21 protein-coding genes, 2 tRNA genes and 1 pseudogene are annotated in these 25808 nt (G+C 57.2%); 14 read left to right on the top strand and 10 right to left on the bottom strand.

From position 1 onward, the window contains the following. Together ACLKMW_RS24775 and ACLKMW_RS24770 are read left to right on the top strand one after the other, a co-directional pair. Window positions 1-412, top strand: a 412-nt coding sequence (locus ACLKMW_RS24775; protein WP_415727191.1) for a transposase, incomplete at its 5' end; no start/stop codon positions are given. 344 nt (window positions 413-756) lie between these two features. Next, window positions 757-1164 (top strand): nuclear transport factor 2 family protein, encoded by a 408-nt coding sequence (locus ACLKMW_RS24770; RefSeq protein ID WP_415727190.1) that lies wholly within the window; start codon window positions 757-759, stop codon window positions 1162-1164. A gap of 143 nt (window positions 1165-1307) precedes the next feature. On the opposite strand, the gene ACLKMW_RS24765 is transcribed toward ACLKMW_RS24770, so the two are convergent. Continuing rightward, window positions 1308-2222 (bottom strand): tripartite tricarboxylate transporter permease, encoded by a 915-nt coding sequence (locus tag ACLKMW_RS24765; RefSeq protein WP_415727189.1) that lies wholly within the window; start codon window positions 2220-2222, stop codon window positions 1308-1310. Between the two features lie 29 nt (window positions 2223-2251). Between ACLKMW_RS24765 and ACLKMW_RS24760 the strand changes: the two are divergent. Further along, window positions 2252-2533, top strand: a pseudogene (locus ACLKMW_RS24760) (S-(hydroxymethyl)glutathione synthase); the annotation flags it as partial. Between the two features lie 312 nt (window positions 2534-2845). Next, a complete protein-coding gene (gene lhgO / locus ACLKMW_RS24755) occupies window positions 2846-4036 on the top strand; it encodes an L-2-hydroxyglutarate oxidase (RefSeq protein WP_415727188.1) in 1191 nt (396 codons plus the stop codon). 179 nt (window positions 4037-4215) lie between these two features. On the opposite strand, the gene ssb is transcribed toward lhgO, so the two are convergent. Beyond that, window positions 4216-4737, bottom strand: a complete 522-nt coding sequence (ssb, locus tag ACLKMW_RS24750) for a single-stranded DNA-binding protein (protein WP_056240234.1) — start codon at window positions 4735-4737, stop codon at window positions 4216-4218. A gap of 356 nt (window positions 4738-5093) precedes the next feature. On the opposite strand from ssb, the gene ACLKMW_RS24745 reads away from it, so the two are divergent. The 3 genes from ACLKMW_RS24745 to ACLKMW_RS24735 all read left to right on the top strand — a co-directional run bounded on the left by ACLKMW_RS24745 (window position 5094) and on the right by ACLKMW_RS24735 (window position 9719). Then, window positions 5094-5255, top strand: coding sequence for a hypothetical protein (locus ACLKMW_RS24745; RefSeq protein WP_415727187.1), 162 nt, complete (start codon window positions 5094-5096; stop codon window positions 5253-5255). A gap of 677 nt (window positions 5256-5932) precedes the next feature. Continuing rightward, the gene (uvrA, locus tag ACLKMW_RS24740; protein ID WP_415727186.1) at window positions 5933-8854 is read left to right on the top strand and encodes an excinuclease ABC subunit UvrA; all 2922 of its coding nucleotides are present in this window, start codon (window positions 5933-5935) and stop codon (window positions 8852-8854) included. Window positions 8855-8909: 55 nt separating this feature from the next. Continuing rightward, window positions 8910-9719 carry a DUF72 domain-containing protein gene (locus tag ACLKMW_RS24735; protein WP_056240245.1) on the top strand — a complete coding sequence of 270 codons (810 nt, stop codon included), beginning with the start codon at window positions 8910-8912 and terminating at the stop codon, window positions 9717-9719. A 116-nt stretch (window positions 9720-9835) separates the two neighbouring features. Here the strand turns inward: ACLKMW_RS24735 and ACLKMW_RS24730 are convergent, their stop codons facing one another. The 4 genes from ACLKMW_RS24730 to ACLKMW_RS24715 all read right to left on the bottom strand — a co-directional run bounded on the left by ACLKMW_RS24730 (window position 9836) and on the right by ACLKMW_RS24715 (window position 13313). Then, window positions 9836-10645, bottom strand: a complete 810-nt coding sequence (locus ACLKMW_RS24730) for a PopZ family protein (protein ID WP_056240249.1) — start codon at window positions 10643-10645, stop codon at window positions 9836-9838. 283 nt (window positions 10646-10928) lie between these two features. Continuing rightward, window positions 10929-12308, bottom strand: coding sequence for a TolC family outer membrane protein (locus ACLKMW_RS24725; protein ID WP_415727185.1), 1380 nt, complete (start codon window positions 12306-12308; stop codon window positions 10929-10931). 175 nt (window positions 12309-12483) lie between these two features. Then, window positions 12484-13152 (bottom strand): protein-L-isoaspartate O-methyltransferase family protein, encoded by a 669-nt coding sequence (locus ACLKMW_RS24720; protein WP_415727184.1) that lies wholly within the window; start codon window positions 13150-13152, stop codon window positions 12484-12486. An 87-nt stretch (window positions 13153-13239) separates the two neighbouring features. Then, window positions 13240-13313 (bottom strand) — tRNA-Cys (locus ACLKMW_RS24715). A 253-nt stretch (window positions 13314-13566) separates the two neighbouring features. On the opposite strand from ACLKMW_RS24715, the gene ACLKMW_RS24710 reads away from it, so the two are divergent. After that, complete coding sequence (locus ACLKMW_RS24710) at window positions 13567-13803, top strand: DUF378 domain-containing protein (RefSeq protein WP_415727183.1); 237 nt, start codon at window positions 13567-13569, stop codon at window positions 13801-13803. Window positions 13804-13871: 68 nt separating this feature from the next. Here ACLKMW_RS24710 and ACLKMW_RS24705 read toward each other — a convergent pair whose 3' ends face one another. Continuing rightward, window positions 13872-14138: a hypothetical protein gene (locus tag ACLKMW_RS24705; protein WP_415727182.1), complete on the bottom strand. Its 267-nt coding sequence runs from the start codon at window positions 14136-14138 to the stop codon at window positions 13872-13874. A gap of 193 nt (window positions 14139-14331) precedes the next feature. Here ACLKMW_RS24705 and ACLKMW_RS24700 point away from each other — a divergent pair. The 6 genes from ACLKMW_RS24700 (at window position 14332) to ACLKMW_RS24675 (ending at window position 22156) form a co-directional block, all read left to right on the top strand. After that, window positions 14332-14406 (top strand) — tRNA-Asn (locus tag ACLKMW_RS24700). 139 nt (window positions 14407-14545) lie between these two features. Continuing rightward, window positions 14546-14878, top strand: coding sequence for a hypothetical protein (locus tag ACLKMW_RS24695; RefSeq protein ID WP_415727181.1), 333 nt, complete (start codon window positions 14546-14548; stop codon window positions 14876-14878). Between the two features lie 717 nt (window positions 14879-15595). Beyond that, window positions 15596-18136 carry a peptidoglycan-binding domain-containing protein gene (locus tag ACLKMW_RS24690; RefSeq protein ID WP_415727180.1) on the top strand — a complete coding sequence of 847 codons (2541 nt, stop codon included), beginning with the start codon at window positions 15596-15598 and terminating at the stop codon, window positions 18134-18136. Between the two features lie 6 nt (window positions 18137-18142). After that, a complete protein-coding gene (locus ACLKMW_RS24685) occupies window positions 18143-18517 on the top strand; it encodes a hypothetical protein (RefSeq protein ID WP_415727179.1) in 375 nt (124 codons plus the stop codon). Between the two features lies 1 nt (window position 18518). Then, entirely contained in the window at window positions 18519-21047 is a 2529-nt protein-coding gene (locus tag ACLKMW_RS24680; protein WP_415727178.1) for an Hsp70 family protein, read from the top strand. A 521-nt stretch (window positions 21048-21568) separates the two neighbouring features. Further along, on the top strand, window positions 21569-22156 hold the full coding sequence (locus ACLKMW_RS24675; protein ID WP_415727177.1) for a hypothetical protein: 588 nt from the start codon (window positions 21569-21571) through the stop codon (window positions 22154-22156). 52 nt (window positions 22157-22208) lie between these two features. On the opposite strand, the gene ACLKMW_RS24670 is transcribed toward ACLKMW_RS24675, so the two are convergent. The 3 genes from ACLKMW_RS24670 to ACLKMW_RS24660 all read right to left on the bottom strand — a co-directional run bounded on the left by ACLKMW_RS24670 (window position 22209) and on the right by ACLKMW_RS24660 (window position 25714). After that, a complete protein-coding gene (locus tag ACLKMW_RS24670) occupies window positions 22209-22523 on the bottom strand; it encodes a hypothetical protein (protein ID WP_415727176.1) in 315 nt (104 codons plus the stop codon). Between the two features lie 133 nt (window positions 22524-22656). Then, window positions 22657-22899, bottom strand: a complete 243-nt coding sequence (locus ACLKMW_RS24665) for a hypothetical protein (protein ID WP_415727175.1) — start codon at window positions 22897-22899, stop codon at window positions 22657-22659. A gap of 88 nt (window positions 22900-22987) precedes the next feature. Continuing rightward, a complete protein-coding gene (locus ACLKMW_RS24660; protein ID WP_415727174.1) occupies window positions 22988-25714 on the bottom strand; it encodes a hypothetical protein in 2727 nt (908 codons plus the stop codon). Window positions 25715-25808 lie beyond the last annotated feature (94 nt).

Raw genomic sequence — 25808 nt, 5'->3', positions numbered from 1 at the left:
TCGCCGGCACGGCCTCATCCGTGGCTGGAATGTCACCAGCGCGGCGGCCTATGACGGCGCCCAGCTCCGCAATGTGCTCGACAAGAACAACACCAGTTCGACGGTCTGGGCCGACACGGCTTATCGCTCGAAGAAGAACGAGGAGTGGCTGGAGAAGAACGGCTACGTTTCCGACATTCATCAGAAGAAGCCGAAAGGTCGGCCGATGAGCGAGGCGACGTCGCGGGCCAATGGTCGGAGATCGAAAACCCGCGCATTCGTCGAGCACGTCTTCGCCCAGCAGAAGTCCAGGATGGGCCTGTTCGTCCGCACCATCGGTATCGCCCGCGCCAGAACCAAGATCGGCATGGCCAATCTCGCCTACAATCTCACCCGCTTCGTCTGGCACGAGGGGCGAACTGCGTCCGCATGACCGCGAGAGCGGCGAAAACCGCCGTCGCAACGCCAAAATCGGCGCCCTGCGCCGGCCTAAAGACCAAAACCGAAGCAATCGCCGCGCATCAGGCCGCGCCAGACCTCATCTCCGTCCTACCATCGCCGAAATCCGGGTAGTTCGAGGCGTCCACGTTCATCGCTTTGTTCAGCGCGCGCAGGCAAGCGCGCCAAGAGGGATTGCAATGTTGACAAATTATCGACAGGCAAGTAATCTTCCTAGCAGTGGTAATTTGACTGTATTAGAATAACTGAATCATAGGGCAATGGAGCCACTGACAGCACGAGGTGCTGCGGTGACTATTTTTTTGGGAGAAAGATAAGATGGCACGTAAGATCCGTGAACTAGTGCAGCGTTTCTACGATATCAAGAATGGGGCTGAGGGCGACTTCGACGAGATTTTCACCAAGGATTTCCATCTGGCGATAATGAAAGGCTTTCCTTTCGGAGGAGACCACGCCGGGCTGGACGCTACGAAGAAGTTCTTCCAGGATTTCGGCGCATATTTTGATTTCTGGGCAGTGGACACAGACCGGTTTATCGAAATCGATGCAGAAAATATCATCGTAACCGGAAAGTATCGCTCAACGGCGTCGGCGACCGGAAAATCGTTTGAGATGGAAACCATTCATCTTTGGACCGCTCGCGACGGAATGTTGACCACTTACAAGCACTATTGCGACACCGCAATCGTGTCCCAGGCGCTCGATTACAAAGTGCCGCAATACTGAAGCAGCGTTGTCGAGGCGTTTGCACTTAAGGCGGACAGTTCGGTTTCGTGGCTGTCCGCCATCAAATCGACCGCATCCAAAGCTAACCGATTGAGCAGAAGGGTCGGGCACCGGCCCACTGTTCGATCAAGCGCAGCGACAGCTCACGCATCATGCCGCCGGCGGCGAAGGCGTGGTGCGACTGTGATCAGGACCAAGCCGACCGCAGCCACCAGCAGCGCCAGGCTGATTGGGCGGCTGACGAAGGTCGTCGGATCACCCAGCGAAAGCAGCATTGCCCTACGGAAATGCTCCTCGATGAGCGGCCCCAGGACAAATGCGAGGATCAGTGGTGCCGGCTCTGCGTTCCATTTCATGAACACGTAGCCAACGATGCCGAAAAAGATCATCACATAAATATCGAAGACGTTGTTGTTCACGCTGTAGGCATCGATGCAGCAGAACACCAGGATTGCCGGGTAAAACAGCCGGTACGGGATTTTCAGGAGCGAAACCCAAACGCCGATCAGTGGCAGGTTGATGATTACGAGCATCAGGTTACCGACTAGCATGCTGGCGATCAGGCCCCAGAATACGTCCGGGTTCTTGGTCATGACTTCCGGCCCCGGCTGGATGCCATGAATGAGCATCGCGCCAGCCATCATGGCAATCGTCGGGTTCGACGGAATGCCCAGCGTCAGTAAGGGCACGAAAGCAGTTTGCGCGCTGGCGTTGTTGGCCGCTTCAGGCCCGGCCACCCCCTCCACCACACCGGTGCCAAAGCGCTGCGGGTATTTGGAAACGCGTTTCTCGACCGTGTAGGCGGCGAATGAGCCCAAGGTTGGCCCACCACCCGGCAACAGGCCAAGAAACGACCCGATGAATGTGCCGCGCAATGCAGAAGGAATGCACCTTTTGAATTCCTCGCGGCTCGGCAGCAGCCGCCCGATCTTGCCTTTCAGTACTACGCGTTCTTCAGGGTCCTCGAGGTTCTTGAGAATCTCGGCAACCGCAAACAGACCCATCGCCAGCGGGACGAAATCGATGCCGTCGCTCAAATCAAAGAAGCCGAAAGTCATGCGTTGCACGCCACTCGAAACGTCAGTGCCAATGCGGCGTGCACATGTATGGACCGGTCGAGCGCGACCATCCGTTCAAGGGACTGTCGTTCGTTCATCCGGAACGGTTCGAGGAAGATGGCTGGTCTCCGCCCGGCTTCGCGGCCTTCGTATCGTCGATCATCGAGGCCGGCGTGGACCCAACCCGCATGGACGGGATTCGAGCCCAGCTGAAGGGCGCCGGCCTTGAGCCCTACGACTGCCTGTCGCCCGGCCTCATGGACTATATCGCCACATGGACCGCCAAAAAGTCTGGCGTACTGCCGGCCTGAGCAAAAGCATGGCCGGTGCTAGGTATCCAACCTTAGCCGACAGCTGGCGCGCCAGCACCGTTTGCAAGAGCGCCAGTGGTCGGTCATGCGGCGCGCCCTAGTTAACCTCGTGCGGAGGTTGCAACGACCACCGTATTGGCCGGCGTGAATAGTCCAACCTATTGCACACACGCCGGCCAAGCTTTGCCTGTCTCGACAGGCGAGAGCCATAGAGCTGGTGCAGCCAGCCCTTTTCCGTTGACGCCCTCCCTGTGCGCTATTTCACGCCACCGCAAATCGACGTAAACGAAGACGACGAAGCGGAGCGGCAAAATGACATTCGACTATTGCGTGGTGGGCGCCGGCATCGTCGGCCTGGCAGTTGCCATGGAATTGCTGCAGCGCGAGCCAGGTGTGCGGATTGTCGTCCTGGAAAAGGAAGGCGCTGTAGCCGCTCACCAGACCGGCCACAACAGCGGCGTCATCCATGCCGGCATCTACTATCAACCGGGTTCACTTAAGGCACGCCTTTGCCGTGAGGGCGCAGCGGCGACCAAGCAATTCTGCCGCGACAACAATATTGCCTTCGACCAGTGCGGCAAGCTTCTCGTGGCGACCGACAAGCTGGAACTCGAGCGCATGGAAGCACTGGCGAAGCGGGCGGTGCAGAACGACATCGCGTTCGAACACCTCGATGCCACACAACTACGCAAGGCCGAGCCGCGAATTTCGGGGCTTGGAGCGCTGCTGGTGCCTGCCACCGGGATCGTGAGTTACCGCAAGGTGAGCGAGGCGATGGCCGGGGCCATCAAGGCAAAGGGGGGAGAAATCCGCTTTGGTTCACCCGTCACGGCACTGCGCGAGCAAGGCAACGGTGTGGTTATCGAGGTTGGCGGCAACAGGATCGAGGCCAAGCGGCTGATTGCATGCGCCGGGCTGCAATCCGACCGCCTCGCGCAAATGGCTGGCCTGAAGATCGAGCACCGCATAGTGCCGTTCCGCGGCGAATATCACGTGCTGCCGCCTCGCCTCTCCAGCATCGTCAAACATCTGATTTATCCGATCCCCGATCCGGATTTGCCTTTTCTGGGCATCCACCTGACGCGGATGATCGACGGCAGTGTGACAGTAGGGCCGAACGCCGTGCTCGGTTTCGACCGCGAGGGTTATCCGAAAGGCACGATGCGGGGATCAGACATTGCAGACATGCTTGGCTTTGCCGGATTCTGGAAGCTGATCGCCGCCAACTGGCGCTCCGGCGTGACAGAGTTCGGGAATTCGCTTTCCAAGCGGCGCTATCTCGAAGCCTGCCGCAAATACTGTCCGGAACTCGAGGTCAGCGACCTGCAGCCGTGGCCAGCCGGTATTCGCGCACAAGCGGTGATGCAAGATGGAACATTGGTACACGACTTTCTATTCGTGCAATCGGAGCGCATGCTGCATGTCTGCAATGCGCCCTCGCCTGCGGCCACTTCCGCAATTCCAATCGGCAAGATGATCGTCGACAAGTTGTTGGCTGCGTGATCCAGAGACGCGGAAACAGCCGCAAGGACTGATTCCATTTGCCGGCGTATCGTACTGATCGGAAACAGATTCTTCTGTTTCAGGCGGCGCGAACCGGCAACCGGGCACGCACGCCTGAATCAAGAAACAGCATCAACCTGTTGACCAAGCACAAAATCACAGTGCCGCGGCCACAAAAGTCAGAACGGGATTTCGTCGTCCAAATCACGAGAGCCACCGCCGCCACCACGGCTCGGGCCACCGCCGCCACCACGGTTGGAACCATAGTCGCCGGGGCCGGACTGGCCAAAATCGGAGCTTCGGCCACCACCGCCGCCGGAGTACCCCCCAACCTGGCCGCCCTCACCTTGCCCACGTGAATCCAGCATCTGCAATTCGCCGCGAAATTTCTGCAGTACGATCTCGGTCGTGTAGCGCTCGACGCCGTCCTTTTCCCACTTTCGGGTCTGAAGCTGGCCCTCGATGTAAACTTTCATGCCCTTCTTGAGGTACTGCTCGGCAACCTTGGCGAGGCTGTCGTTGAAGATGACGACCTGATGCCATTCCGTCTTTTCCCTGCGTTCACCGGAATTCTTGTCACGCCAGCTTTCTGAGGTTGCTATGCGCAGATTGACGACAGGTTCGCCCGAATTTAGCCGGCGGATTTCAGGGTCTGCCCCCAGATTACCCACCAGGATGACCTTGTTGACGCTACCCGCCATGATACTTCTCCACGCTTATCCGAAACGAAATTACCGCAGCACCTTATAGCGAGACGCCTCATTCTGCTCGACTAAGGGCCTCTTTCCCACAAAGATTTTGTTCTCTATATGTTCTATTAATACCCTTTGATCGAGTCAAGAAAATTTCACCTGGTTGAACCGATCCATCTGCCGGCCCTTGCTTTGGACAGGTGATTTGTCTTGAGATGCTGGTTTGACCCGCTTGATGCCCCTATATTGAGGCCATGTTTTGTAAATCGGCATCGGTCCTGACTATAGCTCTAATCTGCGTATCGAGTACTGCTTGGGCGGACTCCGGCTCCAGCAGCAGTTCCCGCACCACTTTGCCCGGAGTGATGGATGGCTATAGCATCGTCAAACCGCTTGAAGCAGAACCGGATGATACGGTTCCACAGGGCAAGTCAGGCCAATTCAAGATCGGAAATGTCGATGTACGCATTTCTGGCGATGTCACCATTGACGTGGGTGTTGGCTCGACCCGACCGCCAAACCGCTGACACGACCTCACCCTCTCAAAAAGTGGGCGCCTGAAATGAGTAGCCCCGCCGCTGCCAGAGCAGAATGACGGGGCTTTGAATGGGTTCAACCCATAGTGTCGGGAGCGTTTCACCGACTTTTTGTCTTCGGATGCTTCGCGGATTCAACCGTCGATCCGACTATGGTTTCAAATTGTAAGGGAAACGATCAGGCAAATACTGGCAACCAAGGGCCTTGGTTTAGTTTCGTGCTGATCGCGGCTCTACTCGGCGTAGAGCCTGATGGGACTGTCCGGTGGAGTCATGCCTCGCTCCTTCTGTCCGTTGCACATGGTGTCCGGAAGCGCTTCATTCGCTGGTCTGCGGCGTCTCGCAGACTGCCTGCCGGTTGCGAAGATCGCCGTTTGGCGATCGGCTTTCCTGACTTGCCAAGACTGGTCCTTCCTGGCACCTGCGTCAACCTTTTGCAGGCATATCGACCAAAAAGTGATCCACTGTAACATGAATCCGTATGGCCGGTTTTGTCAGTAGCCTGTTCATTTTTTGTTCTTTGCGCTTGCCCGCTGTCCTGAAAGACGCTTAAACGCTGGCGGGGAAGTGCGGCTTCTCTCGAAACCGCGTAGAGACGACCTATATTGGCGGAAGGCCGGGATAACCCGCCATTCCGAGACATCATGATCTGAGGCGGCGGACCGGCCATGGCCGACCAAAAATACATTTCCATTCGCGGTGCACGCGAACACAATCTGAAGAATGTGGACCTCGATTTGCCACGCGATTCCCTCGTGGTGATGACTGGGCTTTCCGGCTCCGGTAAATCGTCGCTCGCCTTCGATACCATCTACGCCGAGGGGCAGCGGCGCTACGTCGAGAGCCTTTCTGCCTACGCGCGCCAGTTTCTGGAGATGATGCAAAAGCCGGACGTCGATCAGATCGACGGCCTGTCTCCGGCTATTTCCATAGAGCAGAAGACAACGTCGAAGAACCCGCGCTCGACGGTCGGCACAGTTACCGAGATATACGACTACATGCGCCTTTTGTTCGCGCGCGTGGGTGTTCCCTATTCGCCGGCTACCGGGTTGCCGATTGAAAGCCAAACGGTGAGCCAAATGGTCGACCGTGTGCTGGCGATGGAGGAAGGCACGCGGCTCTACATCATGGCGCCGATCGTGCGCGGCCGCAAAGGCGAGTACCGCAAGGAACTCCTGGAGCTACAGAAGAAAGGCTTCCAGCGCGTAAAGATCGACGGGGTCTTCTACGAGATCGCCGAAGTGCCTGCGCTGGACAAGAAATACAAACACGACATCGATGTGGTGGTGGACCGCATAGTGGTGCGCCCCGACCTCGCTACCCGACTTGCCGATTCCATGGAAACGGCGCTGAAACTGGCTGAAGGGTTGGTGGTGGCGGAGTTTGCCGACAAGCCGCTGCCGGCAAGCGAAACCTCGGAAGAATCCGCCTACAAATCCAAGAACGAGACGCACGAGCGGGTGCTGTTCTCGGAGAAGTTTGCCTGCCCGGTGTCGGGATTCACTATTCCCGAAATCGAGCCCAGGCTGTTCTCCTTCAACAATCCATTCGGCGCCTGTCCAACCTGCGATGGCCTGGGCAGCCAACGCGCCATAGATGCCCACCTTGTGGTTCCGGATGAAAACGTGTCGCTACGCGACGGCGCGATCAGTCCGTGGGCTAAATCAACGTCTCCCTACTATTCCCAAACGCTCGAGGCTTTGGGCACGGTCTACGGCTTTAAGCTGGGTGACAAATGGAAAGACCTTTCTGACGAAGCCAGAAGCGCGATCCTTCAAGGAACGGGTGAGCGCGAGATCGCCTTCCAGTACGATGATGGCTTGCGCTCCTATAAGACAACTAAAACCTTCGAGGGCGTGGTTCCCAATCTCGAGCGGCGTTGGAAGGAAACCGAATCCGCCTGGATGCGGGAGGAAATCGAGCGCTTCATGTCCGCCACCCCCTGCCCGGCCTGCAATGGCTATCGCCTCAAGCCGGAAGCACTGGCGGTAAAGATCGGCGGCAAGCATATCGGCGAAGTGACACAGCAATCCATTCGCAATGCCAACAGGTGGTTCGCGGACCTGCCGACGCAGTTGAATGACAAGCAGAACGAAATCGCTGTGCGTGTCCTGAAGGAGATCCGCGAGCGGCTGCGCTTTCTCAATGATGTTGGTCTGGACTATCTGACGCTGGCGCGCAATTCCGGCACGCTTTCTGGCGGCGAAAGCCAAAGAATAAGGCTTGCTTCGCAAATCGGCTCGGGCCTCACCGGCGTGCTTTATGTGCTGGATGAACCGTCCATTGGCCTGCACCAGCGCGACAATACACGCCTGCTCGATACGCTGAAGCACCTGCGCGATATCGGCAACACGGTCATCGTCGTCGAGCATGACGAGGATGCCATTCTTCATGCCGACTACGTCGTCGATATCGGCCCTGCCGCCGGCATTCATGGCGGACGCGTCATCGCCCAGGGCACGCCGCGCGAGGTCATGGCCAATCCGGCCTCGATCACCGGCAAATATCTGTCTGGCGAACTGGAGATCGCAACACCAGCCGAGCGTCGCCCCGGCAAGAAAGGCAAACGCATCAAGGTGGTGGGCGCACGCGGCAACAATCTGAAAAACGTAACGGCGGAAATCCCGCTTGGCACCTTCACCGCGGTGACCGGCGTTTCAGGCGGCGGCAAATCCACCTTCCTGATCGAGACGCTGTTCAAGGCCGCATCGCGCCGCATCATGGGATCGCGCGAGCATCCGGCCGAACACGACCGGATAGAAGGACTGGAATTCCTCGACAAGGTCATCGACATCGACCAGTCGCCCATCGGCCGCACACCGCGTTCCAATCCCGCCACCTATACGGGTGCCTTTACGCCAATCCGCGACTGGTTCGCCGGTCTGCCGGAAGCGAAAGCGCGCGGCTATCAGCCCGGCCGGTTTTCCTTCAACGTTAAGGGCGGCCGCTGTGAAGCCTGCCAGGGCGATGGCGTCATCAAGATCGAGATGCACTTCCTTCCCGATGTCTACGTCACCTGCGACGTCTGCCACGGCAAGCGCTACAATCGCGAGACGCTGGACGTGATGTTCAAGGGCAAATCGATCGCCGATGTTCTCGACATGACCGTAGAGGAAGGCGTCGAATTCTTCTCTGCCGTTCCCGCCGTACGCGACAAGCTGGAAACGCTGAAACAGGTCGGGCTCGGCTACATCCATATAGGCCAGCAGGCCACGACGCTGTCTGGCGGCGAGGCGCAACGCATCAAGCTCGCCAAGGAACTCTCGCGCAAGGCGACCGGCAAGACGCTCTACATCCTCGACGAGCCAACAACTGGCCTGCATTTCCACGATGTGGCGAAGCTGCTCGAAGTGCTGCATGAACTGGTCGAACAGGGCAACACCGTGGTTGTCATCGAGCACAATCTGGAGGTGATCAAGACTTCCGACTGGGTGCTCGACCTAGGTCCCGAAGGCGGTGACGGCGGCGGCGAACTGGTGGCCTCCGGCACGCCTGAAGCGATTGTCGCCGAGCCGAGGAGCTATACAGGACAGTTCCTGAAGGAGCTGCTGGGGAGAAGACCGGGCGGCAAGAGGGAAGCGGCTGAATAGGGCGCGATGTCCAAGAACGTTGTCTTTCGCCCAAGACCAAGAGGGATACTGATCCTTGACTAACCCTGGAAAAATCCGCGCCGGCATGGGTGGTTGGACCTTTGAGCCTTGGGATACATCGTTTTATCCGGACAAGCTTTCGAAAGCCAAGCAGCTGCAATATGCTTCACGGCAAGTTCCGACCATCGAGGTCAACGGCACCTACTACTCGTCCTTCAAGGAGCCCACATTCGTCAAATGGGCGAGTGAATCGCCGGACGGCTTCGTGTTCTCGCTCAAGGGCAACCGGTTTGTCACGAATCGCCGCGTGCTCGGTGAAGCGGGCGAATCCATGATGCGATTCCTGGGTTCCGGCGTTGCCGCGCTTGGTGAGAAGCTGGGACCGATCCTTTGGCAGTTCGCGCCGACAAAGAAATTCGATCCCGACGACTTCGAAGCCTTCCTGAAATCGCTCCCGGAGAAACAGGATGGCGTGAAGCTCAAGCATGCGGTCGAGGTACGCCACGACAGCTTCGCGGTGCCGGAATTTGCTGTGCTTGTCCGTAAATACAACGTAGCCATTGTCTACGCCGACCACGAGAAATATCCGGCGATTGCCGATGTCACTGGCGATTTCGTCTATGCCCGACTGCAGACCGGCAAGGACGATAATCCCGACTGCTACGAACCGGACCGGCTGGATCAATGGGCCAAACGGGCGAAGATCTGGGCGGAAGGCAAAGAGCCAGACGACTTGCCGAAGTCGGATCAAAAGACCTTAGCGCCAGTTAAACCTCGCGAGGTGTTTGTCTACTTTATCACCGAGGGCAAGGTGCGAGCGCCGTTCGGGGCGATAGCTTTAATGAAGCGGGTTTCCGAAGCCTGAAACCCTTTGGCAAACTGAATCTAAAAGCGGGTACAACCCATTATTTTAATTACGAAAAACTGATAATAAAGCTTCGAAAGCACTTATAAGGGCGGTCCCAAAGTACCTGGTCCTGATCAAGCGCCGCGGGCGACTCGTTCGATCTCCTCACGCACCAATCTCTCAACGAGCGTCGGAAGATTGTTGTCGAGCCAATCCTGCAACATCGGCTTGAGCATTTCCTCGGCCATGTCGTCAAACGTCTTCTTGCTGCGCGTGGCGAAGGCCTCCGACAACTCACCGAAAGCAGCGGCAACTTGTCGGCTGGTTTGCTCGGATACAATCGCCAACCTCGAAGAAGATGCGTCGGCAGCCGGCTCGAGATGATCAACCTCGGCCAATCTTGAGGTCAGATTTTCTAACGGCTCGTTGTGGATGACCGGGACAGCCACATCGGCTTGGACGCTTGAGCTGCTGTTGGCAGCGGCGCCCCATGGCTGTTCATCAGCCAGAGGAGCCTGAACTGCGTCTGCAATCCCAGCCTCGCGACTTTCGGTTGTGTCGACTACCTCGCCCAGAGACGACGTACTGTTAGAAGGCAAATAGGCCGGTTTCTCGGTAGCCAATTGCGCACCAACCTCAGCCAACGTAACGTGGGGCCGCCGCCCCTCCGTCAGCGAGGCGGCTCCAACCTGCTCTACTGGCCGCACCGCCGGTTTTACTGCGGCCAGTACCTCCGCTTTGGACACTTGAGGTTCGGTTCTCAATTCTGCGCGGAAGGCTTCGACATCAGCAGTCGTTCGCTTTGCTGCAGGCTCGACGTCCTGGGCGACACCAGCAACATCATCAGGTTTGCGGCCGGTATCGCTGTCTTCGATGATCCTTCTGATCGAAGCCAGGATTTCTTCCATGGAAGGTTCGCGCTGAGCGCTGCTTGCCGTAGCCATTGTCACTTCCGCCGCCCCCGGTGCCCGTTTCGCCAGCCAACCGCAGCTGTGTCCGAATCACGAAGCAAGCGTAACCGACCAACGACCTTCCGAGAATCCCCAATGTGGAACCCGGTCGAATTTCAACAGATTACCGTCTGAAAGCACCCCGAAGAGAGTTCATGGACGGACAAAACGCCCCACGGCGACCAGATATCAGGGGCATAATGGTACTTTGTATAACGCATGACGGCGACAGAAAATCTGTCGCCGTCATGGTTCAATATCCAATATTTACAGTGAGTTAACGCCCGTCAGGCGTGCGAAGGCCGAACCACTTGTCCTTGACCGCCTCGTAATGTTCCTGAGGCTGGTACTTCGTGACCTGCAATCCCAGCCGCTCGACCGACAACCGTCCCATCGCCTGAAGGATTGCATAGCTTGCCAGCACCACGTCCCGCTCCGATCCCGCCAGATTGATCTTGGCGCTGATCACGTCAGCCTGCGCGTTGAGCACGTCAAGCGTGGTGCGCTGGCCGACATTGCGTTCCTCGACCACACCGTTGAGCGCCAGTTGAGCGGCATTGACCAAGGCACGGTTGGCAACGACGCCTTCCTTGGCGGCCGCATAGGATGTCCATGCGGCAGTAACAGCCTGACGAACCTGGTCACGGCTTACATCCACCTCAATGCGGGCCTGGCTGAGGGATTCCTTGGATTTGCGTACCTGCGCCGACGTACGGCCGCCCTGATAGATCGGGATATTCAAGGTAGCGCCGATATTGGCAGAAGTGGTCTCGCCGGTCGACAATGTCGACGCCCCTGAGGAACTTACATGTGTCTGCGAAATGCCTGCCGAGGCCGTCACGGACGGAAGCAACGCACCTTCCGCGGACTTGACCGAGAAGGCAGCTGCATCCACCAGATGACCCGTGGCAAGGATTGCCGGGTGCTCCGCAGAAGCAACGGATACTGCCGAATCCAGGCTTGAAGGGATTTGCTTGCCCAAAGGCGAAGCTGCCTTCAGCTTGCCAGGTTCTTCGCCAACCAGTTGGTGATAGATTGCTGCGCTCGCGAGTGCCTGAGCACGAGCGGCGCTCACCTGCGCCTCGGCCCCGGAACGGGCGGCATCGGCCTGCGCGACGTCGGTGCGGGTGCCCTCGCCGACATCGAAGCGCGAGCGCGCCGCACGCGCCTGTTCATTGAGGAATTGCAGGTTCTGCTGGGTCAGCGCCGCAACCTGCCGGTCATGAATCACGTTCATGTAGGCCTGTGCTGCACTGAAAAGGATGTTCTCTTCGGTGTTGCGCAGGCTTTCCTGCGAGGCGCGAACACGTGCCTCGGCGGCAGCCACATTGTTCTTGGTCTGGAAGCCGTCGAACAGCGTCTGGTTGATCTGCACACCGTAGCTGCCGGTGGTCAGGCGCGACGTGCCAGTATCGCGGCGCGTGTTGGTGTAGTCGATGCTTGCCGACGCCCCCACCGTTGGCCGCCATCCGGACTTGGCGATGGCCACGTCCTCGTCAACGACGCGAACGCCGGCGCGAGCCGAATTCAACTGCGAATTGTTCTGGTAAGCCTTCGACAAAGCGCCGGTGATGGTCTCGGCTGAAACCGACAACGACGACAGCGCTGTTGCGGAGACAAGCACGGCAGCAAAAATGGTCTTGCTAAAGGACGGCACGTCGACCCCTCAATCATTCATTCAACAGAGCCGCGCAGCCCAAGAATGCTCTTTTTGTCAAGCAACCCCGGCCGCGCCCCCATTCCCACATTGCCGCCTGCACAAACCAAGTGGCTCAGAAACGACTTGCTAGCCTAGGCCAGCATGACATCGCGTCTGCTGCAAGAAAATTCGATCAGAACTCAAAAACTCGGATACGTTCGAATCCAGGTAGTGGCTTAATTGCCGCATTAAATGCACGTCTACCCGTAACAATACCAGAGGTCTTAAGAAAAACACGAGCGACACCGGCGTTTCCGCGCCCCTCTACTGCAACCAGCCGGCCTCCTTCGGCGAGCTGCTTGAAAAGCGTTTCGGGGACCTCTTCCACGCTGCCGCCGACAAAGATTACATTATACGGCGCGTTGGCAGCATAACCGTCACGCAGAGATCCCGCCGCTACAATAACATTGTCTCTACCGGCCTCAGCCAGAGCAGACGTTGCGCGCTCAACCAACGCGGCGTCGCTTTCCAAGGCAACTACAGAGCGCGCCAACCTGGACAAGATGGCGGCCGCGTAGCCAGTGCCGCAACCGACATCAAGAACAGAATCGTCTTCATCGACCTCTGCAAGTTGCAGCAAGCGCGCAAGTGGCGATGGCTCCATGAGGTAACGATGCCCATCAGCACCGGCAGATATGCGGATATCCTCGTCGATATAGGCGAGGTCGCGAACGGCAGGATCGACAAAAATTTCACGAGGCACGGCAAGGAATGCTTCGATCAACGGAGCGCTGGTCACGTCGGTGGTGCGAATCTGCCCGTCCACCATCTTCACGCGACGTTCGGTGAAATCAGCGCTCATATCCAAGCCGCCTCGCCCTTCGCGCAGTGTGCGCCATACTCAAGCTGAAACGTCCCACTTCCCGCAACATGCAGGAATTCCGGAATTTGGAGGCCTCGCCCGGAATCGAACCGGGGTGCAAGGATTTGCAGTCCTCTGCGTAACCACTCCGCCACGAGGCCTCATTCTTCGGGCGTTCCAAGGCGCTTCAATAGGTTGGCGGCAAAGTGGCGTCAAGCGCCTCCAAACTCATTCCCAGCGCTTTCGTTCCCCTGCCCGCCTTATAGTGCCGGCGTACACGATAGGCCGGCACGACGCCGGGTTCGCGTGAATCGAGCGGCCTCGGTCGATCACTGCGATCACAAAACCGTGACCATTGGAACCGTTTGAAACGGCACCCGTTTTTTTACAGGCAACACTCTCAGGGAGGCGTCTATGCGTTACATGAACCTAGTCACCCTAGCTCTCATCATCATTGGCGGCCTGAATTGGCTGGCGATGGGCGTTTCGGGTTTCGACATCATCGGTGCGGTCTTTGGTGGTTCGGGCACCGTAGTGGCCCGCGTCGCCTATGTGGTCGTCGGTCTTGCCGCCATTTGGCAGTTCATGCCCGGCTTCCAGAGCTTCACCATGGGCGAAGTCGACGCCGAACGGCACATGCATCACCAGTGAATGCGGTTCTTGGGGGCGGCAGGGCAATCCTGCCGCTTCCTCTACAGGCCCGAATAACAGGTAGCCCTTTATCGACCGGGCCTGCGGCGGCGTTCCCACCAAACGGCAAATCTTCGGCGCCAACGTCGGACCGTAGCAAATTCGTAAGACAGCACCAACAGTCCCAGCGGGACCATCCAGAACCCCAGCACGGGCAAGAATCCAAAAATACCTAGAACGATCAAACCAACGCCGATGACGATGCGCGCCCGGCGCGAACGAGGCATGTTGAACTCACGTCCGAAGACAGAGATTTTCCTTGCTGGCGCTGGCTGTTTTTCGTCCTGCGAAACCATCTCACCCTATTCCAAACACAGCTTGGCAATCCCTTTCCAGGGCATACATGCAGTGGCCGGCATGCCAATATGGTCGCCGCAACGGGATATTGCGAGAAAGGCCACGCCAACAACCGCAAAAAAATGCAATTTGCTTCTTTGCAAAGCCGAAAGGGGTTTGCTATAGGCTGCCCCGTTCGCATGAGCCTGCTGTTCCCCGGTAGCTCAGTGGTAGAGCAACCGGCTGTTAACCGGTTGGTCGCTGGTTCGAATCCGGCCCGGGGAGCCAATCTTTTCAACGCGTTAGCGAACCTCAATATATTCGTAAAACCTGACTAGGTACGCTATAGGTACGCAAGCGGGCTTTGCTTGCTCTTTCTCTCACATGCTGGACATAGTGGCTTGGTCGGAGAGCGGGAGTGGTCGATATGAGGGCACTGATAAGCAGATTTGCCATTGCAGTGGTCACAACGGCTATTATTTGCGGCCCTGTGAATGCACAAGAAATGATTTCCGACCGGGACGTCGCCCTTTCAGCGTTTGCAAATGACGTAGGGCAACTCCAAGCGAGCATTCCCACCGCGCAAGCATACATGGCGATGAAGGCCGGCGAGCTGGACAGTTGGTGGGAAGAACTCATCAAAAAGGCCAGAAATATGAAGGAGCGCTGGGCTGATAATCCTTATGTTAGCGTAACGGGTTTCTCGCTGTCGCTGAGCATACCGCCATCGATCGACGTGGAGTTCGAGTTCAAAAGTTGAGCGGCCATAGCACGGCGATGCAGACTAGACAGTTGAAGCGAATCACCGGCGGACGTCTTTGGTGGAACAAGGGTCATGCCTCATACAGACCACGCTGCCCGGTGAAGCGACGCCGCGACACGTTGCAAGGCCGAAAGCGTAAAGGTGCGGGCGTCCGGCGGTGTGAGACACACGACTTCTGGCTCCTTACCTGCTGTTGGGTCCGCATGGGCAGATGACAGACAGTGCGCAACGCAATGACGAATATCGGCAAGAGGCACTACTTCAGCATAGAGCGCCTCGAACTCGGGGGTAGATCGCTCGACCGCGCGCCTGAGTGAGCGCAGGGGGGGGGCGATTGACGCACTGGCGCGGACGGCGCGGTGGTCCGTGGACCCGGCCCCTCCGCGCCGCCCCACCCGCTACCCCAGCGCGCGCGCAGCAGGTCTTACCCCCTTAAAACACAAAGCGGCGGTATTCTGGACCTTTTAACCGTTTCGTCAAACTAAAGAAGGCTGGACTGGCGGCGTTTCTTCGGTTGATTGCTTCCGCATGTTATGGGCAGCAGGGAAGCATCCGGTTGAACTGCCATAGGCTTTGGCCAATGGTGCGGTGACGGCTGGGGACCCAATGGCTGCAGTGACGCTAGAGATCGAAACATCTACGGTTCGTATTAAGGCGTTGTCACGACGAGGCTGTTGCGCGAGCATGCAGCATTTATGGGCGAGGTAGCAAAAATTGATGGGGGGACGCCGAGACACAGGAAGCTTTAACTTACTACTAAACCCTTTTGTCGTGCTCTCAGTCACACCGTCAGCGACGAAAGAAGAAATTGCTGAAGCATTCGATGACAAACTAGCCCAAGCTACAGCAGAAGAGGAACTCCTGCAGGATGCGCGTCGAACCCTGCTGATTCCGAATCAACGGTTGGCAGCCGAAGTTTCATACCTTTTTGATACTCCGGAAAAAGCGGCAGGACTGACGCTTGATCGCCTCGATGATCCGTCGACGGTGTCAGACCTGAGATCACTTGCTCGGACACTTCCACCTTTATCTAGGCTAAATATGCTTGGGCATATTGGAGCCAGTTCGTGCGACAGCGAACTGCTAATTTCCTATTTGGATACCCAGAGCCAGATCGACATCCAATCGCTCAGTAAGCGGTTCAATCGGACGCGTGTAGCTGCTGGCATGCCAAAACCTACGGCAGACGCGATTGAAAATGCACTTCGCCTGCTTGTCGGAAGGCACTGTACTTCATTGTTGAACAGCTATAGTGCGCCTGAGCGCGCTGCCGAGGATATACGGAGATGCGTGGAATACTTTCTGCAAACATCGCCACATGATACCGACGCTCTCGTACCGCTTTTGAAGGGATATCGCAGTAGCATCGCAACGGAGCAGTCAAAGCATGGTATTGAGGTCGATTTGGCCATCGATACCATCGCCGAGAGTCCAGACAACGATAGCGCCATGTCCGCACTGCATGACGCGCTGCATCAATGGGACAGGCTTAGCCAACCCCTACAGTTGTTCGAACAATTTATGGAGCGGGACGACCCAGATTCTAGGGCAATGTTCGTGAAAATCAGGGGAGTAGCGCTGGACCTGGCGAATAACCACAGCGCGTATAAAGCCTCACTTGCGCTCTCTCAATTATGCAAAGAGGTGTTTGCCGAACTGCCTAGGGCCGTCGAACAACTTGAAGACGATATCCAAGTGCTCGAAGATATGGTGCTCCAGTCTGGCGCGTCGCCGTTGATCGAGTTGGCCTCTAAAATCAAAGAAAGCCCGCATCGGTTAGCAGAAGAGTTGAAGTTGTCGGAACTTGGCAACTCGTCCAACGGCATTCTGTTAAATTTACGCACGGTATTTCAGAGTACCGTTGAAAAACTTTATGGAACACCAAGCTTTGATGTACCGTGGGCAATTCTGCGAGATTTGTCACTAAGTTTTAACAATGATCTAGATGACCCAATATCAAGTCTAGCGATTATTGAATTTATCATAAGGCATCCTCTATTTAAGAATACCTCCGAAATTCTTCGTTCACAAATTGAAGAAGACGAGGCTGCTGTTAGGATAAACGTTCTTGAGCAGGACCTTCTCGGAGCAGTCAACACGAAGAATTTTGTCGCAATTGAAGCATGTGCGCGCAAACTGATTCCACTAGTTACAGATCCGGATAAGAAACGGCAGCTTAGCCAACTGCTGCAAGGAATGGAACAACGGAACAAGCCAAAGTTGAAAATCTGGCGATACCTCATCGGTGCCGCTGTAGTGTTGATGGTCGTTTCCAGTCTGATGGACCAAAAGCCGAAGTCAACCTATCGACCAAATTCCTCGGCTTCAACAACGAGGCCCTCCCAAACCGAATATCCTGCCTCCATACGACCGACCGTCCCCGCTACCTCTCCAGACACCGGGAACGAGGTCAAGCCGCAGCCCGGTACTGATATTACACTTACCATCGAGAATTTGAGGTATTGCGTGCGCGAGGAGGAACGCCTCGATATGATAAAGCCACGCATCGTTTATGACGGAGATAAGGTCATCCAAATCTTTAACAAGGACATAGCCGATTTCAATTCACGCTGCTCGCGCTACCGGTATTTCCAGGTAGACATGGACAAGATTGTCTCGGAAAGCGTAACGCGAAAAAAGCTGACTGATGACGAAGCGACCGAACGCCTCGAACGTTGGCGAGTTTCAGCAGGCGCGGCTTCCATCCAACCTGAGCCCGAACCGGGCCTTCCGGCGTCCACCGACCCGCAGCCAAGCAGTGAGACTGCTATAAGCCATGCCAAACTCGATCCTTTGAATCTTGAAGATGCAGCACTGATTCAGTCCGTTCTCGCAGACCTCGGGTATTTCGACGGACCCATGAACGGTACGTGGGGGCCGAAATCAAAACGTGCGCTCTATCTTTTCAAACGGACCAACGGCCTGCGTAATGATGACGGTTTCGACGCCGACACTGAAACCCGATTATTTGGGGACTCCGCGTTGCGCTTCGCCGAAGGTGATATTTCCGAAACCGACCACCTTCCATACGTGTATCCGCCCCCAGTCGGAGCAAAGCTGAACCCTCTCAATGCGAGTGACGCCGCAGAAATCAACATGAAATTGCGCGAACTCGGCCTATACAAGGGACAACAGCTTGAGATTTGGAGCGGTTTGTCACGCGATGCATTGTCGACCTTCAGGACGAGCAGGGGTCTTCCTGACAATAGACCTTGGGATTGGCAGGTTGAACAACAGTTGTTTGCAATTCATTGATATTTGATGGACTGGATCAGGGAAATCGCAGTGTCGAAACCTTTAGCCGAATTGGCAATCGAATTCTGGAAACTTCTTCACAACTACGACCGATTTATCGATGTTGTGCCTGACACCGCCAAACCAAGGCTTGTTGCACAAGCAAGGTTCGGGAAGACGCGTCTTGCGAGCATCTTGCAGCTAGAAGACATGCGTTTGGCAGTCTATGACGGCCACTTATTCGAACCCAACCTTCCCGTCGTCGCGCTCAATGACGACGAGTTTTCCGTTTCAGATATGTTGGTGATAAGCCAGACTATTGAGCCGACAGTTCTACAGAACATGAACGTGATAAGCGTTGGCAAGGTCTACTTGGAAAAATTGGCATCACCTCGGGGGTAAAATGTATTTTGGCATCGACTTGGGAACTTCCAATTCCGCGGTCGTCGGTAATGAAAACGACCGACTGAGGTTTTTTAAAACCGCTGAGGGCATGGACGTAATGCCGAGCGCGATCATGATTGACCGCCGCGGCGGAATGTTCGTCGGACGCAAGGCATATGATCATGCGGCTTTCTCACCAGAGAATGTCTGCTTGCAGTTCAAGCGCTTGATGGGAACGTCAAGCGAACTGTCGTTCAAATCGACCGATCGCAAGTTTACGCCGGAAGAGGCAAGCGCCGAAGTCCTGAAGGCTCTGGTCGCACAAGCAAAAATGGCGGCTGGCGATGTCGACATCGACGGCACGGTCATAACGGTTCCAGCGGCTTTCAACCAGATGCAGTCAGAAGCTACAATGAGGGCCGCGGGGTTGGCCGGACTGTCGAAGGTCGCACTACTGCAAGAACCTATAGCGGCTGCAATGGCGACCATCGCGGGATCGGATCGAAAATCCGGACAGTTTCTGATCTACGATCTTGGCGGCGGGACTTTCGATGCGGCTATCGTCCAAAGCATTTCAGGAAACGCGACTGTTGTTGCACATGCGGGCATCAATATGTTGGGCGGCAGTGATTTCGACAGGGCTATTGTCAATTCGATCGTCCGGCCGTGGCTATTAGAAACCTTCGATCTGCCAGATAATTTTCAAACATCGCCGGGATACGAGCGACTGATGCGTATCGCAAAATACCGCGCCGAGCTTGCAAAAATCGCTCTTTCCTCGCACGAAAACGATCGGATATTCGCCGACGAGAACCAGATCAGTCTAAAAGACAGGTCTGGTCAGGAAATATATCTCGACGTCGAGATCAGCCGGAACGATCTAGAAGAACTTGTCTCCGGACAGGTTGATCAATCCGTTGCCCTCTGTAGGAAACTCCTTGCCGACAACGGCTATGATGCATCTGACCTTGACCGGATCATAATGATCGGAGGCCCAAGCCGGATGCCTATCGTGCGTGAACGGGTCGCGTTCGAACTCGGCATTGAACTTGAGCTTGGCGTTGATCCCATGACGGCTGTCGCAATGGGCGCTGCAATTTATGCTGAAGGGCGTGACTGGACCGGTGTGACGCCCACCACAAAAACAGCGAGGTCTTCTAAGACAACCAAGCTGACAGAAGCGCAGATCGAGCTAGATTACGAATTTGCCCAGCGGACAGCTGACGCTCAGACTCGAATTCGCATCAAGGCCAAAAGCGGTGAATCCGAAGGGTACGCGATACAGGTCGAGACTGATGGAGGTTGGAGTTCTGGAAAAATCAATCTGAAGTCAACGACCGATGTCAAGGGCATTCCGTTGCAGCCGGGGCGAAACATAGTGAGAGTCTCTGTGTTCGATCCATCAGGAGTCTTGGTTTCGAATCCCTCACCGGACATTGAAATTGCCAGGGTGGAAGCGACGTCGGACGGCATGCCTCTCATGCACAATATCGCTGTAAAGGTAGCGAGTGGCGGTCAGGGTACAGAAGTGAATACGCTCTTGGTTGTTGCCGCGAAAGGAACCCCGACACCTATCCGCGGCGTTCATAAGCTCAGGTCCGCAAGGACGCTTAGGGCGGGAGATGGTACGTCTCTCGAAGTCGAGCTCTACGAACAGATGGATGGCGTGCCTGACCCGGAACTAAACTTGCCTATCGGGCTGTTCTCCTTGAAGGCTGACGATCTTGAAAGAGGTGAAATTATAAGGAGAGGAGATGAAGTCTTCGTCAACTGGGTTATCGATGCCAATGGTCTGATGGATTGTACAATCGAGTTTCCTACCATCTCTCAAAGCTATGAGATCGGTTACATGCCTACGGCGGGACATAGGAATTTCGATGGCGATGAAGGCCACGCATTGGCGCAGGCCGCGATATATTCTGCCTCGGCGGATGTCGACACACTCGACCATGCCCTTGGCGCCAGGGTCGCCAGCGACATCAACGAATTCCGCGCGCGTTTAGAGGAGAAGAAATCCCAACTGTCGCTGACCAATGAACCCGATGTCCGAAGGTCCGTCGTAGAGGATTGCCGCGCGATACGCCAAGAAGTCAGCAAGATAAAAAATAGGACCGAGAACGCGAAGCTAGTTCTGCGTAACGAGATTGAGGACTACGTCGAGGACCTTTCGGGCTACAGCACCGGTATCTTCGATGAAAATACGAAAGCAAAGATGGGTCGTCTAGCGTCTCATGCCAGAACCGTGCTTGACAAAAACACCCCCAACGCTTTCGACGAAAGCCAGAAGTCTTTCCAAGAATTGAAAGCCCTGGCTTTCTCTGCGATCGCAAAACACCCCGGTTTCTGGTTCGAGTTTTTTGAGAGCATGGCCGAGGATCGGTCCAACGCTGTCGATAAGCGGAAGCACGATGAGCTCGTTCGGCAAGGCAGTGATGCGATTACCAGACAGGAACTTGATGACTTGCGGTCGGTCATCTCTCAAATGAGACGAAACATGATTAAATCTGCGGATATTGGCAGTAGCTTGATCTCTGGGCTAATGGAGTAAGTATAACTGCAGAACTCAGATAATCCTTATTGCGGCCTGTAACCGTCTCTGTTCCAACACGGTGACTGTTTTTCGGCATCTTGCATCCGCCGAACAAGACGGGCGCGCTGTTACAGGCACAGTCTTGGCATTCTGTTAAATGATTGTACTCTGCGGAATATAGCGATAAATTCCCATGTCAGATTGACATGGATGGCGGACCCATGAAGCCAACTGGCAGCGGGTTTTACAGCGAGGAACAGGAAGTCAATTTCCGGGCGGCTAACGCGCTCCATCGGCGCGGCGGTCCGCTCGAAGTCGTGTGCGGTGCCCGGACCCGGACCGGCGGGACATGCCAGCAAAAGCCCGTGTCCGGGTCCACGCGCTGCATCAAGCATTGCGGTCCGCACGCGGCGCGGGCTTTCAGGGACCGGCAGTTGGACGACATGAGGCGGGGCAAGATCACGCCGGCAGAGTTTGCAGCCCATGAGGCGCGACGGGCCGCAAACAGGTTGCGGGACAACTGGAGGAAAAATCCGTGGATGCCCGGCAACACAATCGACCTTGGCGTGCATGAGTGTGCGTTTCAGGAGGAAAGCGGCTTTGCACGCCGCCGGGAACCGCTACCCCCTGCCGTGCTGGACTGGTTGCGTTGGAAATACCGCAGGCATCAGATCGACCGTAGACAGGACGAAGCTTGGTCCCGCGTCCTTCACCAAGAGTTGCCGGTCCGGGTCCGCGATGCCGGTCCGCCGTCCGAGGACGACTTGGCCGCGCTCGAACAGCAAACGGCGACTGCTGTGTTGTGGTCCGTGGGCGAGCCGGAGGGGTTTTCAAAACGGCAGAATTTGGACCCGCCCAAGATGAAGCAACCCAAGCCTGCCGCAAAGCTGCCCCGCGTGCCGAAAGCCGGTACAGGCGAGCCGGACCCCGGCAGGATGGCTGCTGTATGCGCGGAGCATCATGTGCTGCTCAATCAACTGTTCTGGAACTGCCGCAGCGACGCCGAAAAGAAGACCGTCATGCGGGCGCTCTATGCCTATCTCACGGAGCCGGGCAACGCCGCCCACATGCGGCGCTGGTTCGACACGGTGCGGCTGCTGTCAGACGGCGGGCGGCTGGCCGGCTGAATACAGCAAGGGCGCGGTGGTTGCCGCGCCCCAAGCCATAAGCCTCTACCCGTCAGGGTGCGAGAGGAAGCAGCGGCCCGGTGCCGTCGTCTTCCTTCGCATCGGCGGAACAGCCGTCGCAGATGGGACGAAACCGTCCGTCATGGCGGATGACGCGCGCCGGAAAGCGATCTGCCCATACGTACTTGTCGCCGCAGACGGCACACGCGATATCGCCAGACGGTTCCCACGCAATATAAAGCAAGAACTGTTCTGCCTTCCGACCGTCCACGACGGTGGGTTCTGGCATCTGCATCAGGCGCACCCGCATGTTCGGGAGGATTTCGGTAATGTCGTTGACGACACGGGGCTTGGTGTTGAGCGCCATATCGGCCTCCATGCCTTGAGCATTGGACCGGCACCTTATCGCAGCCGGAAACTCGGTGAGGCTTGCCGTTCAAGGCGGCGGCAAGCTTGTAATCTTTTTCGTCGGATCAAACTCCTTGTGTTGTTGCTGCCTGTCACAATTGGCAGGATTTCTGGCCGGAAGCCGGGAAATGGAAAACAAAATTTAATTCCGGGTGCCGTGGGGTGACGTGGGGGGTGCCGTGGGTCAAAGGCCGCAAAGCCTTGCGCCACAAGGCTTGGGTGCCGTGGGTGTCGTGGGTGCGCCTTCTCTTTAACCTTTGAAAAAATAGAGAGGCAGTAAATGGCACGGAATTAATTCCGGCGTGTTCGATGGCCCCGTTGCCGGGATAACTCATGACCCCGGCCCCCACGACACCCACGGCACCCAAGCCTTGCAAATCAAGGATTTGCGGCCTTTGACCCACGGCACCCCCCTCGGCACCATCACGGCACCCGCTCCAATTTAATCCGCCGCGTCCCGTGGCTGCGGGTCCGGGTTGTCGTGATACCCCATGCTTCGCGCAACGGCGCGGCCATGCGGTCAACCATGCTCGTGAATGCCTGCGGGCTGTTGTTGCCGGACCCCCAACCCGGACCGTCCGGGAAATTGAAGCGAAGGAGTTCCATGAGTTGTGCCACGGTCCCGGACCAAGCGCCGCCTTCCCGGTCCAGCAATGAGCGGACCCGATAGGCATAGGGGCTATCTTCAAGCTGCCGGTTCGCCTCACCACGTTGCAAGGTGTGTATGGCGTTGAGGCAAAGCCCCGGCGGCCATCCCAGACCCTGCGCGGCGGCCTCCGCCAGCAAGGCCGCGTCGGCAAGGCGCGGCAACGCGGGAAGCAGCCCGGTGTCCACTGCAAGCTGGACAGCGTCAAAGCGAGCGAAGCCGCCGGCGACGGCGTCCAGCAGACCGGCGAGCAAGTAAGGCTGGTCCGCCTCCCAGTCGCGGTTCAGTTCTTTTTCCGGCTTACGGCATGTTGGGTCCAGCACCGGCGTATGAAGGGGCAAGGTCCGCTGCGCAAGGTCCGGGCGTTGCATCAAGTCGTCCCGGATCGTGGTCAGGATCAAGCTGGTCTTGGCCCGGAATACCGCCCGCCCTCCGTCTGTATAGAGTTCGCGCCTTTGATGCCCGGCACCTGTGGAGAGGGCTGCAAGCACGTCGGAAAGATCGTTGCGAACCGAGCTTACATTGTCCACGATCAATGCGGACTGTTGTTCCGCGATCGCATAGAGTGCCGACTCATCCGAGGGGAGCGAAGTCACCACATCGACGCTATCGGGGTCCGTATGGCCTTTTAGACGGCGTCCCGTCGTGGTTTTTCCTGAACCGTTCGGTCCTGTCAGTTGCAGGTGCGGGACGGGACCGGACCTCGAAATTTGTGAACACGTAAAGGCCAACAAAGCCGCACGCTGCTGCGTACCGACATCGTTCGGATCATTTTGCGCGTGGACCGGTTCAAGCGGAATGTGCCGGCTCAACCGGTCGAGATATGAAACGCCATCGTTGGCGCGGATCGGAACCGGCAACGGCTGGGCCTTGGCGCGGTCGGCCATTGTGACAGGCATCGAGGAAAGCAGGTCCACCCGCCAGCCCGACGCGTTCACATGAACAGCAGTCCCGTTGCCGTCCATGAGGTTCAAGACCGCCTCTGGCTTTGTCGGGTCAGAACCATCGGCCTGCCGGAAATGGACCGTGACCTTCGGCCCGGTGTAAGCGCGTGCTACCATGAGGTCTTTCAAATCGCTCCGGGCGCTGCCGATAAGCGTGAGGCCACTCCGCGCCGACCACGCCTCCACGGCCCGACACCCCTTCCTTTCGTCGATGTAATGGACGCGCCCGTCCAACCTGATCCACGCCTTATCGTCCGGGCTATGAAAGAACTCGGCACCCGCTGCCAACAGGCGGTCTAGCGCGACCTGTGCCGCAGGAGGAGTGCGCGGCTTAACATTGCTGTTTGCAGCGGCCGAAGCCTGCCCGGCGGCAACACGTCCGGCCTCATCCAGCAGGTCCGCCGGGGTCCGGCCGGCCTTGCGGTCTTCATAATCAAAACTGGCCCGTGCCAGAAACTCAACCCCGGTCCGGCCACCGTCCAGCAACTTCAAGCCCATCGCTTCGCGGGCGTTCTGTTGTTCGTCAAAGCTCTCGCACATCATGCGCTTGAAGTCCGGCGTGCGAAGGTGCTGGCAATGAGCGTGGGAGCACTCCATCAGGCCCCCACCAAGGAACGCAAAGCCGGTGTCGGCCCTCGTTGTATGGGCGTCCGCATTCGGACAAATCGCTTCGACCACGCCGGCCCGCATCTGGACCGGGTTCAAGCCCACGGCTTGACCGAGCAAAATAATCGGTTCCGGGTCGTTCATGTCGGCAGTCCGGGTCAGCGCCCCCGCAATCGAAGACCCTCCCCCTGCCCCGGCCCGAAGACCCAAGTCTTCGTCCGACTTGTCTTTCCAGTCCGACCCCAAGAGAACACCGCAGCCCAGCTCAAGGTCGAGCACAGTGCCCAAGTTCCACTCGACCAACCGGACCGGGACCGGCATCCCGTATGCTTCAAGGTATTTTTGCTTTGAGTTGATACCGCAGGGCATACGGATATAGCGCGCGTCGTCAGGCAACGGGTCCGAAAGCCCCAGCCGCCCCAAAGCCTCCCGCAAAACCCGAAGCGACCGGACACGCTCGGCGTCATCGGCCAGAACCGGCTTGTCGATCACCCACACCCAAGTTTCGTTGCCGGGCGAAGTCTCGATCTTGAAGCGCGGCTCCGGGAAGCCCATCGCGATCACCGCGTCCCATTTGTCCCGGCCAACCTTGGTCCCGATATCGTCGGCAAACACAACATGGTGAGAGATAACACCCGCCGAAGACCGCCGGTCCTCGCCCGGCCCCAAAAGCCCGATGGCGAAATAGTTATTGTTGTTGCTGCCCGCCAAACCCGGCACCCGGCTGTACCGCCCGCCAAACCACTGTTCGGGTCCGGGCGGAAAGGAACAGACCCACACGTTCGGGGCGTTGTCGAAACCATAAATGTCACGAAGGAATTGGCCGGGGGCTATGGTTGCCGGCAGCGAGCCATATCGACCGGCTTCGGGTTGTGTCGAATTAGGATTGTTGTCGTTGATGTTGGAGTGCGCGCCAGACTGGCCGCGATCCTTGTGTTTGCCTGCTTCGGGCATTATTGTGTCTCTTGTCAAATGTTGTTGGGTTTGGCCTGCCCCATTAGGGAGGTCCACCGGATAAGTTAGAGTTCCGGCGGTTATGGTCGCCGAG

It is taken from the genome of Borborobacter xinjiangensis (assembly GCF_047739745.1).
Lineage (GTDB): Bacteria > Pseudomonadota > Alphaproteobacteria > Rhizobiales > Rhizobiaceae > Pseudaminobacter.
Note: the sequence above shows the minus strand (reverse complement) of the source record. Positions and strands in the feature narration are given on the sequence as shown.